Annotated in this window: 14 protein-coding genes and 2 pseudogenes; 7 read left to right on the top strand and 9 right to left on the bottom strand. The window is 71.5% G+C overall.

Going from position 1 to position 17,019, the window contains the following annotated elements; genetic code table 11:
- The first annotated feature begins 218 nt into the window (after positions 1-218).
- Positions 219-1,520 (top strand): FAD-dependent monooxygenase, encoded by a 1,302-nt coding sequence (locus ACQEWB_RS36135; RefSeq protein ID WP_432838615.1) that lies wholly within the window; start codon positions 219-221, stop codon positions 1,518-1,520.
- A gap of 3 nt (positions 1,521-1,523) precedes the next feature.
- Here ACQEWB_RS36135 and ACQEWB_RS36130 read toward each other — a convergent pair.
- From ACQEWB_RS36130 to ACQEWB_RS36120, 3 genes and pseudogenes are all read right to left on the bottom strand, one after another.
- Positions 1,524-1,613 (bottom strand): annotated as a pseudogene (locus tag ACQEWB_RS36130) (IS5/IS1182 family transposase); the annotation flags it as partial.
- Positions 1,614-1,868: 255 nt separating this feature from the next.
- A complete protein-coding gene (locus ACQEWB_RS36125; protein WP_432838613.1) occupies positions 1,869-2,561 on the bottom strand; it encodes a SecDF P1 head subdomain-containing protein in 693 nt (230 codons plus the stop codon).
- Complete coding sequence (locus ACQEWB_RS36120; RefSeq protein ID WP_432838611.1) at positions 2,558-3,106, bottom strand: SigE family RNA polymerase sigma factor; 549 nt, start codon at positions 3,104-3,106, stop codon at positions 2,558-2,560. The genes ACQEWB_RS36125 and ACQEWB_RS36120 overlap by 4 nt, the downstream gene beginning before the upstream one ends.
- Positions 3,107-3,706: 600 nt before the next feature.
- Here ACQEWB_RS36120 and ACQEWB_RS36115 point away from each other — a divergent pair.
- Both ACQEWB_RS36115 and ACQEWB_RS36110 read left to right on the top strand, forming a co-directional pair.
- Positions 3,707-4,102: a DUF6082 family protein gene (locus ACQEWB_RS36115; RefSeq protein ID WP_432838609.1), complete on the top strand. Its 396-nt coding sequence runs from the start codon at positions 3,707-3,709 to the stop codon at positions 4,100-4,102.
- Positions 4,103-4,227: 125 nt separating this feature from the next.
- On the top strand, positions 4,228-5,028 hold the full coding sequence (locus ACQEWB_RS36110; protein ID WP_432844191.1) for a hypothetical protein: 801 nt from the start codon (positions 4,228-4,230) through the stop codon (positions 5,026-5,028).
- A 55-nt stretch (positions 5,029-5,083) separates the two neighbouring features.
- On the opposite strand, the gene ACQEWB_RS36105 is transcribed toward ACQEWB_RS36110, so the two are convergent.
- Positions 5,084-6,406: an AI-2E family transporter gene (locus tag ACQEWB_RS36105; protein WP_432838607.1), complete on the bottom strand. Its 1,323-nt coding sequence runs from the start codon at positions 6,404-6,406 to the stop codon at positions 5,084-5,086.
- Positions 6,407-6,466: 60 nt separating this feature from the next.
- Entirely contained in the window at positions 6,467-6,661 is a 195-nt protein-coding gene (locus ACQEWB_RS36100) for a DUF3046 domain-containing protein (protein WP_432838605.1), read from the bottom strand.
- Between the two features lie 80 nt (positions 6,662-6,741).
- Between ACQEWB_RS36100 and ACQEWB_RS36095 the strand changes: the two genes are divergently transcribed.
- Positions 6,742-7,686 (top strand): hypothetical protein, encoded by a 945-nt coding sequence (locus tag ACQEWB_RS36095; RefSeq protein ID WP_432838603.1) that lies wholly within the window; start codon positions 6,742-6,744, stop codon positions 7,684-7,686.
- A gap of 16 nt (positions 7,687-7,702) precedes the next feature.
- Here the strand turns inward: ACQEWB_RS36095 and ACQEWB_RS36090 are convergent, their stop codons facing one another.
- The 3 genes and pseudogenes from ACQEWB_RS36090 to ACQEWB_RS36080 form a co-directional block, all read right to left on the bottom strand.
- Positions 7,703-8,011 carry an AzlD domain-containing protein gene (locus ACQEWB_RS36090; protein ID WP_432838601.1) on the bottom strand — a complete coding sequence of 103 codons (309 nt, stop codon included), beginning with the start codon at positions 8,009-8,011 and terminating at the stop codon, positions 7,703-7,705.
- Positions 8,008-8,754, bottom strand: coding sequence for an AzlC family ABC transporter permease (locus ACQEWB_RS36085; RefSeq protein WP_432838599.1), 747 nt, complete (start codon positions 8,752-8,754; stop codon positions 8,008-8,010). The genes ACQEWB_RS36090 and ACQEWB_RS36085 overlap by 4 nt, the downstream gene beginning before the upstream one ends.
- A pseudogene (locus tag ACQEWB_RS36080) lies at positions 8,655-9,619 on the bottom strand (helix-turn-helix domain-containing protein). The gene ACQEWB_RS36085 and the pseudogene ACQEWB_RS36080 overlap by 100 nt, the downstream one beginning before the upstream one ends.
- Positions 9,620-9,967: 348 nt before the next feature.
- Between ACQEWB_RS36080 and ACQEWB_RS36075 the strand changes: the two are divergent.
- From ACQEWB_RS36075 to ACQEWB_RS36065, 3 genes are all read left to right on the top strand, one after another.
- The gene (locus ACQEWB_RS36075) at positions 9,968-15,082 is read left to right on the top strand and encodes an ATP-dependent helicase (RefSeq protein ID WP_432838597.1); all 5,115 of its coding nucleotides are present in this window, start codon (positions 9,968-9,970) and stop codon (positions 15,080-15,082) included.
- Between the two features lie 71 nt (positions 15,083-15,153).
- Positions 15,154-15,990, top strand: a complete 837-nt coding sequence (locus ACQEWB_RS36070; RefSeq protein ID WP_432838595.1) for an Fpg/Nei family DNA glycosylase — start codon at positions 15,154-15,156, stop codon at positions 15,988-15,990.
- A gap of 32 nt (positions 15,991-16,022) precedes the next feature.
- On the top strand, positions 16,023-16,787 hold the full coding sequence (locus ACQEWB_RS36065) for an SDR family NAD(P)-dependent oxidoreductase (protein WP_432838593.1): 765 nt from the start codon (positions 16,023-16,025) through the stop codon (positions 16,785-16,787).
- Here ACQEWB_RS36065 and ACQEWB_RS36060 read toward each other — a convergent pair.
- Positions 16,735-17,013 (bottom strand): hypothetical protein, encoded by a 279-nt coding sequence (locus ACQEWB_RS36060; RefSeq protein ID WP_432838591.1) that lies wholly within the window; start codon positions 17,011-17,013, stop codon positions 16,735-16,737. The genes ACQEWB_RS36065 and ACQEWB_RS36060 overlap by 53 nt on opposite strands.
- Between the last annotated feature and the right edge of the window lie 6 nt (positions 17,014-17,019).

Raw genomic sequence — 17,019 nt, 5'->3', positions numbered from 1 at the left:
ATGTTCGATTTTTGTGTCAAGCGCACCACGCGGCACTTCCGAGACCGGATGTCCTGTGCCATCGGATCTTGAGCGCATGTCATCGTCATCGCACTTTGGCGGGGTGGACGCGATTCCGGCCGTACCGATGAGTTCGGTGCGGATCCGCGGTCGACACCCCTGGATCCACCGACGGCGGTGGGCCTGTGCTGGAAACGTTCCACCGCGGGAGGAAGCACATGGAGGCAGTGATGAACGTCGGCGACTCCGAGCAGGAGCACACCATCCGGACCGGCGACCAGGGGAACCGGTTGAGGGATCCCAGGGTGCTGGTGGCCGGGGCGAGCATCGCGGGACCCGCGCTGGCCCACTGGCTGCGCCGGCGAGGGGCTGAGGTGACCGTGGTGGAGCGGGCTCCCGAGCTGCGTCCCGGCGGGCAGGCGGTGGACGCGCGCGGGGTCGCCAAGGAGGTCATCGAGCGCATGGGGCTGGACGCGGCGATCCGCGCGGCGTGCACCGACACAGCCGGCGCGCACACCGTGGACGCGGACGGGCAGGTGCTGGAGACCTTCCGCGCGGACGACGACGGTGGCGACGGGTTCATCGCGGACATCGAGATCCTGCGCGGGGACCTGTCCCAGGTGCTCTACGACGACACCCGCGACGGCGTCGAGTACATCTTCGGCGACCGAATCGCCGAGCTCTCCCAGGACGCGGACGGGGTCGACGTGGTCTTCGCGGGCGGCGACCGGCGGCGCTTCGACCTGGTGGTCGGGGCGGACGGGCTGCACTCGGAGCTGCGGGCGATGGTCTTCGGGCCGCACGAGCGGTTCCTCCGCCACCTCGGGCACGTGCTGGCCTTCTACAGCGTGCCCAATGAGTTCGGGCTGGACCGCTGGCTGCTGGAGTACCAGGACCAGGAGTCCGGGCGCTCCGCCCTCCTGCGACCCATCCAGGACGCCACCCGGGCGATGGCCATGTTCTACTCCGCCTCGGCTGACTTCGACGTCGACCACCGTGACGTCGCGGCCCAGAAGCGCCTGCTGCGTGAGCGGATGGCGGGCCTGGGCTGGCTGGCCCCGGACATCCTCGCGCACTTGGACGACACCCCGGACTTCTACCTCGACCAGGTCGCCCAGGTGGTGATGGACCGCTGGTCGAGCGGACGGGTGGGGCTACTCGGGGACGCGGCGTTCAGCTCGTCGCCGATGTCCGGGCAGGGCACCGGGCTGGCACTGGTCGGCGCCTACCTGCTGGCCGGAGAGCTGGCCGCCGCCGAGTGGGACCCCGACACCGGGTTCACCCGCTACGAGGCGCGGATGCGCTCGTTCGTCGAGGCCAACCAGGAGATCGGCCGATTGAACGCCCGCAGCCGCGACGTCCCCGGGCCGGACGCCGAGCCGCGCCCCGATTTCGCCGGCGAATGGTTCACCGAGTTGGTCGGGCGCGCGATCAACGGCATCGAACTGCCCGACTACGCGGGGGCGCCGGACTCCGCAGCCCCGGCCGAATCGTCGACCACCTCGCCGGCCAAGCCGTAGGTGTCACATGACCGGGCTGCATCGGGACCGGCGGAAGATGCGCCAGGACTTCCGGCGCGCGACGCCACGCTCGACCGGCGCTCGTGCAGCGGCATGGTGACCCACTCCACGAGCGCATGCGGCAGGTCGAGTGCGGCGGGATGGATGACCAACGAGGCTCCCGAGCAGTGTGGTTGAGACGTCAGACATCTCGATCAACAGCCCGAGGGCCTCGCTCGTTGCGCTTCACAGGCCATCACCTGAACGATGACCAACTCGAAGAAGCTCACTGATCAAGGCCCCCGCCTGCCGATTTCCCGCAGGCGGGGGCCTTTTCGCTGTGCCAACGCCGTAGCGGGAGTCGACTACTCACCTGGGATTCAGCCGGTGGGCGAGATCGTGGGCGGTGGCGCTGCTGAGATCCCCGACGTAGGCCCCGACGATTTCGAAACGGCCGCCGGTGATCGAGGAGGTCACGTGGGGGCTGCCCCAGAGCTTGCCGTCGATGACGATGGCGAATTCGTTGCGCGGGACCGGGGCCGCCGCGATGGAGCCGGTGAGGGCGGCGAAACGGGTCCGGTCGGCGGGGCTGAGGGTCACCTCGACCCGCCAGGTGCCGTCGATGGTGCTTTTCCCGGCCTTCGCGGAGGTGACGCGGACGTCGGTCATGCCTTTGGCCCGGTCGGTGTGGACGCAGAACGCCGGTTGGGTCGCGGTCGCGTGCACGGTGTAGCCGTCGCTGCCCTGGGTGCAGGCGCGCTCCACGGACGAGGTGACCGGCAGGAGGGAGACCGGGGCCGCCTTCCCGGTGCCGCCCCCTGTGGCGGGCTGGACCACGTGAGCGCGCGGGGTCGCGCCGTCCGCGACGGCCACCCAGACGGTGGCGACCGCGGCGGCTGCGACGACGCCGACGCCGACGCGGGCCAGCCACTGCCGCCGCCGGGCGACCCGCAACGCGCCGTCGGCCAGGCCGACCAGATGGGCACCGGCGGCGTCACTGCCGCTCTCCCGGACATGGGCGTGCAAGGCATCGTGCAGCGGGTGTTCGGTCGAGTCGTTCATGCGATGGTGCCCCTTCCGGCGGCGGTGGAGGAGGCGGCCGACGGCCCTGCCTCGGCCAGGGTGGTGCGGAGAGAGGCGAGGGCCTTGTGGGTCTGGCTGCGGACCGTCCCCTGGGCGACGCCCAGAATCGCGGCGATCTCGTTGTCCGGCCGGTCCTCGAAGTAGCGCAGGACGATCACCGCACGCTGGCGCTTGGGCAGCCGCCGCAGCGCGGCCATGATGTCCTGCCGCTGGACCACGGTGTCGGCCCAGTCGGCGACCTGTCCGGACGGCTTGTCCGGCACGGTGTCCGTGACCGTTTCCCGCCCCCAGCTGAGGAGCCGGAAGCGATCCACCTGGGCGTGGTAGAGAGCCCGGCGGACATAGATCTCCGGCTGTTCCCGGTCGCGCAGCTTCGACCAACGCCGAGCGGTGGAGGCAAGCGCGGTCTGGAGCAGGTCCCGGCCCTGCTCCCAGTCCCCGGTCAGCAGGTAGGCCGTGTGCAGCAGCGATCTCGACCGCGCCGCCACGAATTCGCGGAACTGGCGTTCCTCGTCGGCGTTCAATGCGCCCTCCCTCGTTCCCCTGTAAAGACGGGTACGGAAGGGAGTTCGACTGCCCTGCCGCTCAGACTTTCTCGACCGTCACGTCTCCGGGCCCCAGTGCTCCGGCCCCCTCCGCGCCAGTCGATCCACGGCGACTCCGCCACCTCCGCCGAGTCGATCTCCAGCCCCGCTCGGCGGAGGAACTCCGCGACGTCGGCCACGTTGTGGGCCAGGCCGAGGATCTCGCCGTCCACCCGCACCCTGCGGCCACCCGTGGGTGACGGCGGATGCACGATCACGCGTATCGGTCCGGCCATGTCTTCAGGATCATCCGTGGGATGCGGACCTACATTCCAGCGCGTCATCGGGGGACCGCTCACTCACGGCACCGGTCCTACTTGTAGCGGTGTGTACCAGCGCGGTGGGCAGGGGGCAGGTCGAGTGCGGCAGAATACGGAACCAACGCGGCTCCTTTGCCTGTGGGTTGAGACTTCGAACACTTCCCCCAACGGCACGGGAGCCTCGTGCGTTGCGCACACCGCCAGCGTCACCCGATCCATACCTTTCTTCATGGGTTGATCCCGGTCATTCGTAGGATCGGGACGCCCCCAGGAGTGCCGGGTGTGGCTGTCCGTGCTCTTCTCTGCGGCTGCGTTGGCCGGAGTGGCTGCCTATCTGTGGTACCAGGCTCGGCAGACGCAGACAGCCCAGGAAGCCGCGCGGCGTGACGCGCATCGAGAGCTCGTCATCTTGGCGCTCGGCGACGCGTCACTCCTTGAATGCTGGGAGCCGCCGCAAACGCCAATGACGGCGGCCCGGAGGAAGCAGATTCTGTTCACCAACCTCATCGTTTCCAACTGGGAGTCCGACTTCAGGCTCGGGAGCCTGGGCGAAGCCGCGCTCCGGGACATGTTCGACGGCCACTTCCAAGGCGAGATCGCCGACGAACGCTACGCACTCGCCGTCGCTGCCGGCTCGCCGGTCATTGCTGCTGAGTACTTCGAGACTGCTACGTAGCAAAACCAGGCATCGGCTCGTGGGCGAGCCGATCAACTTCGATGGCACGCTACTTCCGGTGGCGTACGACAGGTGTCTTCGGCCGGACGACGACCGAACCGGGCGCTTTCGCGAGCCTGATGGCCATGGAGACCGAGAAGAGCACCCGAGAGAACAGCAGGGCGGCGGTCCCGGCGGCCTGGTGGTCCGGGGCGCGCCCGGTGGAGCGTCTCTGCCACGCCACCGGCCTCCTCCTGATCCTGTCCGGCCTCGCGCACCTGGTGGTGTTCGCCGTCGACGGCGGCCCCTGGTTCGGCCCCGTCTCATGGCGCAAGCCTGTGACCTTCGGGCTGTCCTTCGGGGCGACACTGATCGCGGTCACCTGGGTCACGTCGTATCTGCGCGTCGGCCCGCGCCTGCGCACCGTGCTGCTCGCCGTGTTCGCCGCCGACTGCGTCGTGGAGGTCGGCGGCATCACCCTTCAGGCGTGGCGCCGGGTGCCCTCGCACCTCGACATGGAGACGCCCTTCGACACCGGGGTGTCGATGACGCTCGCAGTGGGCGGCGGGGTCCTGGTGGTGCTGCTCACCGCGTTCGCGCTGGCCTCGTTCCGGCACCGGCCCACCGGCCCCGTGGGGATGCCGCTCGCGGTGCGCTCCGGCTTCGCGATCCTGCTCGTCGCCCTCGTCTCGGGCGCCGCGATGATCGCGCGCGGCGTCGTCCTCGCCCGCACCGGCCACCAGGAGGCGGCGTACCACTCGACGGCCCCGCTCAAGCCGCTGCACGGGGTCAGCCTGCACGCCGTCCTGGTCCTGCCCGCGCTGGCCTGGCTGCTCTCCCGCACTCCCTGGAGCGAGCCGACAAGGCGGCGGATCGTGGCCACGGCGACGGGCTGCTACGTGGTGGCGGTCATCGGCGCCGGGTTGTGGGCGGCTGCCACGTACTGAACCGGCTGCCCGTGTCCCCACCGGCCCGCCCCACCGCCGTATCGACTGGCGCGCCTCAGGAAGAGGAGCTTCCCCCGCCCGAGGAACCTTCTCCGCCCGAGGGGCCCTCCCCGGACTCCCTCGCATCGCCCGGTGTCGCATCGTCCCGCGCCGCCCCGGGCCGCCGTCCCCACAGCCGTCTCGCGCGCGTGGCGACGCCCCGCCCCGCTCCCCGTCCCCGGTGTCCGTGCACACGGGGGTCGTCGGTGACCGCGTACCGCTTCACGTACGCCCCCAGGAACGCCTGCAGCGTGGCGACCGCCGGGATCGCTATCAGTGCGCCGACGGCGCCCAGGAGTGCGGTGCCGGCGATGACCGAGCCGAAGGCGACGGCGGGGTGGATGTCGACGGTCTTCGCGGTCAGCTTGGGTTGCAGCATGTAGTTCTCGAACTGCTGGTAGACCACGACGAAGATCAGCACCCACAGCGCGTACCAGGGATCGACGGTGAACGCGATCAGCATGGGCAGCGCGCCCGCGAGATAGGTGCCGATGGTCGGGATGAACTGCGAGACCAGGCCCACCCAGACGCCGAGCACGGGCGCGTAGGGCACGCCCAGGATCTGCAGCAGGATGTAGTGGGCTATGCCGGAGATGAGCGCCATCAGACCGCGCGAGTAGATGTAACCACCGGTCTTGTTGACGGCGATCTCCCACGCGCGCAGCACCTCGGCCTGCCGCGCGGGCGGCAGTACGGAGCAGAGCGCACGGCGCAGTCGCGGGCCGTCGGCGGCGAAGTAGAACGAGAACAACGCGATCGTCAGCAGCTGGAAGAGGCCGCCGAGGACCTGGGCGGACACGTCCAGGACGCCGGTGGCGCTGTGCTGCACGTAGTTGCGCAGCCAGTCGGACTTGAGCAGGCCCTCCTGGACGTCCACCCGCTTCAGGTCGGTGTTGAAGTGCGTGTTGATCCAGTTGATGACGGAGTCGAGGTAGTCCGGGAAGTCCTCGACGATCTTGATGATCTGCCCCGCCAGCATGGAGCCGAGCAGGGTGACGAAGCCCGCCGCCGCGATCATCACGCCGAGGAAGACGAGACCGGTGGCCAGCCCCCGGCGCATGCCGCGCGCGGCCATCCAACTCACCGCGGGCTCGATGGCGAGGGCCAGGAAGAACGCGATCAGGATGTTGATCAGCAGGCCGGTCAGCTGGTGGAAGGCCCAGGTGCCCAGCTGGAAAACGGCGAAGAGCGAGAGCACCAGCACCACGGCCCGCGGCAGCCAGCGCGGCATGCGGGCGCCCGACGCGGCGGCGCCGTCGGCCGGGGGCCGGTCGGGCGGCGTCGTGCCGAACGGAGATGCTTGCCGGGCCGTCTGCCCGGTCTCGTCAGTGGGTGCCACGGATCAAGTCTGGCTCACGCGTCTGACATTCAACTGTCGTCCTGCGGTCTTCCCCACGGATCAGCGCTTCTCCCCCGGAACATTCATGACCGTGCAGACCACGCGCCAGACGTCCTTGGCCTCCCAGCCGGCGTCCAGCGCCCCGTGCACCGTGTTCCCGCCGAGCTCCGTCATCACGTGGTCGCGCGCGAAGGTGTCGGCGTACCCCGGACCGAAGTGATCCGCCATCCGCTCCCAGAAGACCGTCAACCGCATGACTCCAGTATCCCGCCCCTGAGGGTGGGCCTGAGCCAGGACCGCTTGCCGAGACCGCTTTCCGCCCTACGGTCTGTCGCATGTCCGAAACAGGAGCTTCCCCACTCCCCGCCACGCCTTCGGCGCGCTCCCCGCTCTTCCGCGCCGAGCACTTCGTCTGGCTCACCGCGCGCGTGCTGGAGCAGCGCCTCTTCGCACACCACTTCCTGAACGGCACCGCCGACCCGGTGGAGACCGCGCTGGACGCCTACCGCAACGAGGACGGCGGATACGGCCACGCGCTGGAGCCCGATCTGCGCGGTCCGGTGAGCCAGCCGCTGCACACCATGCACGCGCTCCGCGTCCTGGACTCCATCGGGCGCTGCGGCGGACAGCGCATCGAACGGGTGTGCCGCTACCTCACCTCCGTCTCCACCGCGGACGGCGCCCTGCCGGCGATCCGTCCCAGCCAGCGCGGTTACCCGACGGCCCCGTTCATCCCCGTCCTGGACGACCCGCCGAGCGAACTGCTCACCACCGGTCCGGTGGTGGGCCTGCTGCACCGCAACGAGGTGTGGCACGCCTGGCTGTTCCGGGCCACGGACTTCTGCTGGCAGGCGATCGACTCCCTGGAGAAGTCCCACCCCTACGAGGTCGAGGCCGCCGTGGCCTTCCTGGACTCCGCCCCCGACCGCCCGCGCGCGGAGGCGGCCGCCGACCGCCTGGGCCGCCTGGTCCGCGAACACCGCCTCGCCGCACTGAACCCGGACGACCTCACCGCCTACCCCGTATCAGCCGGCTACGCCCCCGGCGAGCACCACTTCCCGCACGACTACGCGAAGACCCCGAGTTCGCTCGCACGCGCGTGGTTCACCGACGACGAGATGACGCGCTCCCTGGACCACCTGACGGCCACCCAGCAACAGGACGGCGGCTGGCCGATCCGCTGGCGCCAATGGGCACCGGGCACGGCCCTGGAAGCACGCCCCATGGTGACGATCGAGGCCCTGCGCACCTTGAGAGCGCACGGTCGCCCCATCGGCTGAGCCGAACTCCGGCCCATCACCCACCCACGGCGCGCACGCCCGCAGTGACGAGCACGGCGGCCGCGACGACAAGGAGGAAGGGCGCGCGCAGAACCAGCGCCACGGCGGCCGCGGCGAGCCCCGCCGCCCTCGCGTCGACCACCAGGACGTGCCCGTCGGCAAAGGTCTGCTGAGCCGTCAGCGCAGCAAGAAGAGCAACCGGCAGCAACGCGGCCAGCCGCCGCACGAGCGGCCTCTCAAGGGCCCCGGCGGGCACGAGCAGCCCGACGAGCTTGACGGCGTAACAGCCAAGAGCGGTCACCCCGATAGCGATCCAGGTGTTCAACGCTCCTCCCCCTCCCGGCCGTTGCGAGGCGTCTGCCGCCGACGGCCCTCCACGAAAAGGACAACGGGCGCCGCGAGCGCAGCCACCAGCACAGGTACACCGGCCGGCAGAACGGGCAGCAACCCCAGCCCCAGAACCACGGCGAGACCGGCGACGGCCCGTTCAATGGCGGTCTTCAGCATCGGAGCGAGCAGCGCCAGGAAGACGGCGGGCCCGGCGGCATCAAGACCCCAAACCCTCGTGTCACCGATCGCCTTGGCGCCCAGCGCACCGAGCAGAGTGGTCAGATTCCACAACACGTACAGACTCAGTCCGGTGACGGTGAACCCGATGCGCACACTGCGCCGCGTGGGCTGCGCCAGCGCGACCGCGGTCGTCTCGTCGATGACCCACTGCGCGGCGAACGGCCGCACCGCGCGCGGGAGCGCCAGCAACTCCGACAGCCGCAGCCCGTAAAAGGCATTGCGCACCCCCAGGAAGAACGCCCCCGCAGCCGCGGTGAGCGGATTCCCGCCACCGGCGAGCGCCCCCACGAGCGCGAACTGCGACGCCCCTGTGAACACCAGCAGACTGAGCGCACAGCTCTGCAACAACGAGAGCCCACCGCCCGCCGAGGTCACCCCGAAGGCAAAGCCGGAAAGTCCTACGGCGACGCCGACACCGAGAGCGTCACGGACAACGGCGGCGTCCGGCTTCCCCTCGTCGTCATCACGTATATCTGCGAGAGCTGTCTGTTCTGCCACGCACCGGACGCTAGAAGAAGCTCCCCCGCGCGTCTTGTACGTTCTTGCGCTCCCGCTGATAGGCCCCCGGCGGCACCCCCACGATCCGGGCGAAATGCCGATTCAGATGCGGCTGATCGGTGAACCCCACCGCCACAGCCGCCTCGGCAGGCGACGTACCGCCGTCCAACAACCGCAGCGCCCGCCGCACCCGGGCATCGGTCAACCAGGCATGCGGCGGCATCCCATAGGCATCCCGAAAGCCCCGCAACAACGAGAACGAGCTGACCCCGAGATCAGCCGCAAGCCTCTCCAGAGTCGGCGGCTCGACCATCCGCTCCTCCAACACGGCACGCGCACGTGCCGCGACCCGAGCACCGGCCGTCCGCACCTCCCGCCGCACCAGCGACCCACCGTTCAACCGCAGCAGCCGCGTCACGGCAACCCGCAGCAAAGTATCGGCGGCCAGCGCATTCCCTTCCTCGGCAGCCCGCAACACCTGATGCACCAGCCCCACGGCATACGGATCATCAAGCACCGGACTGACGAACCCCGGCGTCCCCCGAATAACCGTGGTCTCGGCAGCAATCTCCCCCACCACCTCGGGCGACGGATAAACAGCCCCGTACCGCCACCCCTCGGGCACCCCGGCCCGCCCGGTATGCGGCGTATCAGGATTAACCAGCGCAAGCGCCCCGGCCCCCGCGTACTGATCGGCCCCGTGATGGTGAAAGACCTCCACCCCATCAGCAATAGCGGCAATCACAAAGTGCTCATGCGTATGCCGCACAAACTCCTTCCGCACATAGCGAGCCCGCAACAGATCAACGCCGGGCAACTCGGCATACCGCCAGTGCCGCGCCACGTCACCACCGGAACCTGCCATACCCCCATTCTCCGCCACACCCCGGCCACGATGGCGAGCCGCCCGCCCACGCAGGGGAGCGGGCCGGTAGCCACGACGGGCCCGCAGCCGCGAACGCACCGGGAGCGGATCGGGCCGCCACCACGCACCCGCAGCCGCGAACGCACGGGAGCGGGTCGGGGCGGTACGGCGCAACCCGCCGCTTACGTGGCTAATTGGGCTCGTTCCCCTCCCGACCCACAGCAGTACCGTCGGCGGCGGGTTCGCCGTACCGCCCCGACCCCGACCCACAACGCGCCCCACGGCACCCCCAGGCCAGCAAACCCCCAGCTCAGAGCCATTGTCAGTCCCGAGGTGCAGGATGGACGCATGGTCAGCTCCGCACACCGAGCCCTAGCCGGCTTCTCCCCCGCCACCCGAGGCTGGTTCACGGGCGCCTTCGACGCCCCCACCGCAGCCCAGGCCGGCGCATGGAACGCCATCAACCAGGGCTCGGACGTGCTGGTAGTAGCCCCCACCGGCTCCGGCAAAACCCTCGCCGCATTCCTCGCCGCCCTGGACCAGCTGACCTCCACCCCACCCCCCGCCGACCCCAGAAAACGCTGCCGAGTCCTCTACGTCTCCCCCCTCAAGGCCCTCGCGGTGGACGTGGAACGCAACCTCCGCAGCCCCCTCACCGGCATCCGCCAGGAATCCGTCCGCCTGGGCCTGCCCGAACCCGAGGTCAAGGTAGGCATCCGCTCCGGCGACACCCCCGCCGCCGAACGCCGAGCCCTGTCCACCCGCCCTCCGGACATCCTGATCACCACCCCGGAATCCCTGTTCCTGATGCTGACGTCGGCAACCCGCGACGCCCTCACCGGCATCGAAACGGTGATCCTCGACGAGGTGCACGCCGTGGCCGGCACCAAGCGAGGCGCCCACCTGGCCCTCTCCCTGGAGCGCCTGGACGAAATCCTGCCCAAACCGGCCCGCCGCATCGGCCTCTCCGCAACCGTCCGCCCGGTGGACGAGATCGCCCGCTACCTCTCCCCGCACCACAAGGTACAAATCGTCCAGCCGAAATCAGAGAAGGAATTCGACCTCTCGGTAGTGGTCCCGGTCGAGGACCTCGCCGAACTGGGTGGCTCCCCGGTGGCCGACGGCACCGAAGGCACAGAACGCCCCTCCATCTGGCCGCACGTGGAAGAACGCATCACCGACCTCGTCCAGGCCCACCGCTCCACGATCGTCTTCGCCAACTCCCGCCGCCTCGCGGAGCGCCTCTGCAACCGCCTCAACGAGATCGCCTACGAGCGGGCCACCGGCGAACCCCTCGACGAACACCACGCCCCGGCCGAACTCATGGGCGGCTCCGGCGCAGCCCAGGGCGCACCCCCGGTCATCGCCCGCGCCCACCACGGCTCGGTCTCCAAGGAACAGCGGGCCCTGGTCGAAGAGGATCTCAAAGCAGGCCGCCTCCCGGCCGTGGTAGCCACCTCCAGCCTCGAACTGGGCATCGACATGGGCGCGGTCGACCTCGTCGTCCAGGTCGAATCACCCCCCTCCGTAGCCTCCGGCCTCCAGCGAGTGGGCCGAGCCGGCCACCAGGTGGGCGCGGTCTCCACCGGCGTCGTCTTCCCCAAGTACCGAGGCGACCTCGTCCAGGCAGCCGTCGTCACCGAGCGCATGCGCACCGGCTCCATCGAGTCCCTCAAGGTCCCCGCGAACCCCCTCGACGTCCTGGCCCAGCAGCTGGTCGCCATGACGGCCCTGGACACCTGGCAGGTCGACGACCTCCTGGCCACGGTCCGCCGCGCAGCCCCCTTCGCCTCCCTCCCCGAGTCCGCCTTCACGGCCGTCCTCGACATGCTCGCGGGCCGCTACCCCTCGGACGCCTTCGCCGAGCTGCGCCCGCGAGTCGTCTGGGACCGAGTCGCCGGCACGGTCACCGGCCGCCCCGGCGCCCAGCGCCTCGCCGTCACCTCCGGCGGCACCATCCCCGACCGCGGCCTCTTCGGCGTCTTCCTGGCCGGCTCCGACCCGAAGAAGGGCGGCGGCCGGGTCGGCGAGCTGGACGAGGAGATGGTCTACGAGTCCCGCGTGGGCGACGTCTTCACGCTCGGCACCAGTTCCTGGCGCATCGAGGACATCACCCGCGACCGCGTCCTGGTCTCCCCCGCCCCGGGCGTGCCGGGCCGGCTCCCGTTCTGGAAGGGCGACCAGCTGGGCCGCCCGCTCGAACTGGGCCGCGCGGTGGGCCAGTTCCTGCGCGAGGTCGGCTCCCTGCCCAAGGAGGACGCCCGCCTGCGCCTCCTCGCGGCGGGCCTGGACGCCTGGGCGGCCGACAACGTCCTCTCCTACCTGGACGAGCAGCGCGAGGCCTGCGGGCACATCCCGGACGACCGCACGATCGTGGTCGAGCGCTTCCGGGACGAGCTGGGCGACTGGCGGGTCGTCGTCCACTCCCCCTTCGGCGCCCAGGTGCACGCCCCCTGGGCGCTCGCCCTGGGCGCCAAGCTCTCCGAGCGCTACGGCATGGACGCCCAGGTCATGCACGCCGACGACGGCATCGTCCTGCGCCTGCCGGACGCCGACCTGATGAGCCTGGACCTCCTGGACCAGGAACCGGCGAGGACCGGCACCGAGTACGACGCCGAACAGGCCCCCGTGGGCGCCGCGGACGTCGTCTTCGACAAGGGCGAGGTCGACCAGATCGTCACCGACCAGGTGGGCGGCTCCGCCCTCTTCGCATCCCGCTTCCGCGAGTGCGCCGCCCGCGCCCTCCTGCTGCCCCGCCGCAGTCCCGGCAAGCGGACACCCCTCTGGCAGCAGCGTCAGCGCGCCGCCCAACTGCTCCAGGTGGCAAGCGAGTTCGGTTCGTTCCCGATCGTTCTGGAGGCGGTCCGCGAGTGCCTCCAGGACGTCTTCGACGTCCCCGGCCTGGTCGAGCTGATGGGCGACCTGGAGTCCCGCAAGGTGCGCCTGGTCGAGGTCACCACCCCCGAACCTTCGCCCTTCGCCCGCTCGCTCCTCTTCGGCTACGTCGCCCAGTTCCTGTACGAGGGCGACTCGCCGCTCGCCGAACGCCGTGCCGCGGCCCTCTCCCTCGACTCCCGGCTGCTGGCCGAACTGCTCGGCCAGGCGGAGCTGCGCGAGCTGCTCGACGCCGAGGTGCTGACCGAGCTGGAGCGGGAGCTCCAGTGGCTCACCGAGGACCGGCGCGTCAAGGACGCCGAGGGCGTCGCGGACGTACTCCGGCTCCTCGGCCCGCTCACGGACGCCGAGTTGACCGAGCGGGGCGCCCGGCCGCAGTGGGCCCAGGATCTGGCCCGGGCCCGTCGGGTGATCCGGGTCCGTATCGGCGGCGCCGACCACTGGGCGGCGATCGAGGACGCGGGCCGCCTGCGCGACGCGCTCGGCACGGCGCTCCCGGTGGGCGTCCCGGAGGCCTTCACAGAGCCGGTCAAGGACCCCCTCGGCGACCTCCTGGCGCGCTATGCCCGCACCCACGGCCCCTTCACTTCGGCCACGGCGGCGGCCCGCTTCGGTCTCGGAGTGGCGGTCACGGAGGGCGCGTTGCAGCGCCTCGCCGCGAACGGGCGTGTCGTACAAGGTGAGTTCCATCCGGCGGGCATCGGCCAGGAGTGGTGCGACGCGACTGTGCTACGACGTCTGCGCCGCCGTTCCCTGGCAGCGCTGCGGCACGAGCTGGAGCCGGTGGCGCCGGCCGCGCTCGCCCAGTTCCTGCCGCAGTGGCAGCACATCGGCCGGGGCCACGGACTGCGCGGCATCGACGGACTGGTGCGCGCGATCGAGCAGTTGCAGGGCGCGTCCGTGCCCGCCTCGGCCCTGGAGAAGCTGGTCCTGCCGTCCCGCGTCACGAACTACACGCCCGCGATGCTCGACGAACTCACCGCCGCCGGGGAGGTCGTCTGGGCCGGGGCGGGCTCCCTCCCCGGCAAGGACGGCTGGGTCTCCGTGTACCTGGCGGACGCGGCCCCGCTGCTCCTGCCCCCGCCCCACCCCCTGGAGCTGACGGCGCTCCACCAGTCCGTCCTGGACGCGCTCTCCGGCGGCTACGGCCTGTTCTTCCGCCAGATCGCCGACCATGTCCGCGCGACCACCCACCCCGACAGCACCGATCCCCAACTGGCCGACGCCGTCTGGGACCTTGCCTGGTCCGGCCGGCTCACCAACGACACGCTGGCACCGATGCGCTCGCTCCTGGGCTCGGGCCGCACCGCGGGCTCCACGGCCCACCGCGCCAAACGCACCGTCCCGCGCGGGCGCTACGGCTCGCTCACCGCCGCCGCCCGCCCGGCCTCCCGCAGCGGGCCGCCGACCGTCGCCGGCCGCTGGTCGGTCCTCCCCGCGCAGGAGGCCGACCCCACCGTGCGCGCCCACGCCCTCGCCCGCACCCTTCTGGACCGGCACGGAGTGGTCACCCGGGGCGCCGTCGCCGCGGAGGGCGTGGAGGGCGGCTTCTCGGCGACGTACCGCATCCTGTCCGTGTTCGAGGAGAGCGGTCAGGCCCGGCGCGGCTATGTGGTGGAGGGGCTCGGCGCGGCCCAGTTCGCGATGGACGGCGCGGTGGACCGCCTGCGCGCGGTGTCGAACGCCCGCGAGCGCGGCGAAGCGCTGCCGCAGCCCCCGACCGACGGCACCCCGGCCGCCCCCTTCGGCGCACCCCACGCCTTCACCGCCCCCGGCGAAGGCACACCTGACACCGACACCCCCCTCGGCCACACCCCGCACGACCCCGACTCCCCCGACACCTTCGACTGGACCGACCCCTTCGGCCCGGCCGACGGCACGCCCCCCGACGACGGCACCCCCGGCGGCAGCCGCGCCCGCGGCGACCGCACCCGCGCGGGCGAGCCCGACTTCGGCATCACCGGCTTCGACGACGACTTCGCCTTCCCACCCACTCCCGCCTCACGAGACGAGTACGTCTCCCCGCGCGACTTCGCCCCTCCAGGCTCAGGTGGCCCCCGAAACGCCCCAGGCTCGCCATCCGGCTCCTATGGCTCCTACGGCTCCCCCAGCTCCCCGTACGGTCCCTACGCCGCCCACGGAGCCGCATTCCCCAACCGCCGCCGCACACCCCCCGACTCCCGTGCCGTCGTCCTGGCCGCCGCCGACCCGGCGAACGCGTACGGCGCGGCCCTCCCCTGGCCGGAGCCCCCGACCGGCGCGGGCCACAAGCCGGGCCGCAAGGCGGGCTCCCTGGTCGTCCTCGTCGACGGCGAGCTCACGCTCTACATGGAGCGCGGCGGCAAGTCCCTGCTGGCCTGGCCCGCCGACCCGGACGCCGAAGCCACCGACGACCCACGCCTACAGGCGGCCGCCGAAGCCCTCGCGGCCGCCGCGAAAGCGGGCTCCCTCGGCACGGTCACTGTGGAGCGCGTCAACGGCACCTCGGCCCTGACCTCCCCCATCGGCACTCTCCTGGAAGGAGCAGGCTTCATCGCGACCCCACGCGGCCTGCGGCTACGAGCATGAGCCCGGCCCCGTCCGCCCCGGCCCCCGTCCGCACTCCACCCCGCCCATTCCACCCGTGCCACCCTTGACCCATGCCCGAAGGAGACACGGTCTGGCAGACCGCGAGGCGGCTGCACGGCGCCCTCGCGGGCAAGGTGCTGATCCGCAGTGACTTCCGGGTGCCCAAGTACGCCACGGCCGACCTCACCGGCCGCACCGTCCTGGACGTCACGCCCCGCGGCAAGCACCTTCTGACCCGCATCGAGGGCGGTCTGACCCTCCACTCGCACCTGAGGATGGACGGCTCCTGGCGGATCTTCGAGAACGGCAGGCGCTGGACCGGCGGCCCGGCCCACCAGATCCGCGTGATCCTCGGCAACACCGACCGCACGGCCGTCGGCTACCGCCTCCCCGTCCTCGACCTCCTGCGCACGAGCGACGAAGAGCGCGCCGTGGGCCACCTCGGCCCCGACCTCCTCGGCCCGGACTGGAACCCCGAACAGGCCCTCGCCAACCTCCTCGCCGACCCCGCCCGCCCCCTCGGCGAGGCCCTGCTCGACCAGCGCAACCTCGCCGGTATCGGCAACATCTACAAGAGCGAGCTCTGCTTCCTCCTCGGCGCCACCCCCTGGCTCCCCGTCGGCGCCCTCCCCGCCGAGCGCGCGGCGAAGCTGCCGGCGCTCGCCAGGAAGCTCCTGGAGGCCAACCGCGACCGCCCGGTCCGCAGCACCACGGGCCGCCGCGGCCAGGACCTCTTCGTCTACGGCCGCGCCCCCCGCCCCTGTCTGCGCTGCCACACCTCGATCCGCGTGGCCGACCAGGGCGACGGCTCCCGCGAGCGCCCCACCTACTGGTGCCCCAACTGCCAAGCAGGACCGACCCCGAGCTCCGCGCCGCCCCGGACAACTCCACGCCGCACGACTAATTGACGACCCGTCAGAAACCCTCGTACCGTCCCTTCATGACGGTCCAGGCGTACGACCTCACCGGACGCACCGCATTCGTCACCGGCGCGGCGGGCGGCATCGGCCGCGCGTCGGCCGTGTTGCTCGCCGAGGCCGGCGCCACGGTCCACTGCGCCGACCGCGCCGCCCCGGGTCTGCACGAGACGGCGACCCTGATCAAGGACGCCGGCGGCATCGCCCGCACCCACCACCTCGACGTCACCGACCGGGAACAGCTCCGCCAGGCCGTGGCCTCGTGCGAGCGGCTGGACGTGATGGCCGCGATCGCCGGGATCATGCACAGCAGCCCCGTCCTGGAGACCCGCGACGAGGACCTCGACCGGGTCCTGGACGTCAACTTCAAGGGCGTGCTGTACGCCTGTCAGGAGGCGGCCCGCGCGATGCTCGCCGGGAACGTCCGCGGCTCCATCGTCACCATGGCCTCCAGCGCCATCGACACCGGCCGCCCCGGCCTGCTCTGCTACGGCGTGGCCAAGGCGGCCGTCGTCCAGCTGACGAAGACCCTGGCGAGCGAGGTCGGCGGGCACGGCATCCGCGTGAACGCGGTCGCGCCGGGCTGGACCCGCACACCCATGACCGACCGCCACGAGGCCGAGGAGCAGGCGCGGACCGAGGCGCTGATGGCCCGGATGTCTCCGCTGGGCCGGGTCGGCGAACCGGAGGACATCGCCCACACCGTGCTCTATCTGGCGAGCGACGCCTCGTCGTTCACGACGGGCCAGATCCTGCGTCCGAACGGCGGAGTGGCGATGCCGTGGTGACTCCGGCCGCCCGCCAGGCGGTCCGCCACCGCCCGGCGCCGACGGCCCCCGCGGCCCGCGCCTTGGGCACGCAGTGCACCGGCAGCAGGCTCAGCCCCCATCCCCCGGCGGCGACGGCCCCCTCCAGCACCCCGGCCCCGGGCGCGAACGCGAGCCGCAGCACGGCCCACCACCACACGGCCCCGAGCCCGAGAAGGACCCCCCAGCGCGCTATCGGCCGTGCCATTCACCC

Source organism: Streptomyces sp. CA-249302 (assembly GCF_050936785.1).
Classification (GTDB): Bacteria; Actinomycetota; Actinomycetes; order Streptomycetales; family Streptomycetaceae; genus Streptomyces.
The sequence above is the reverse complement of the archived record's forward strand: the minus strand, read 5'-3'. Positions and strand labels throughout refer to the sequence as shown.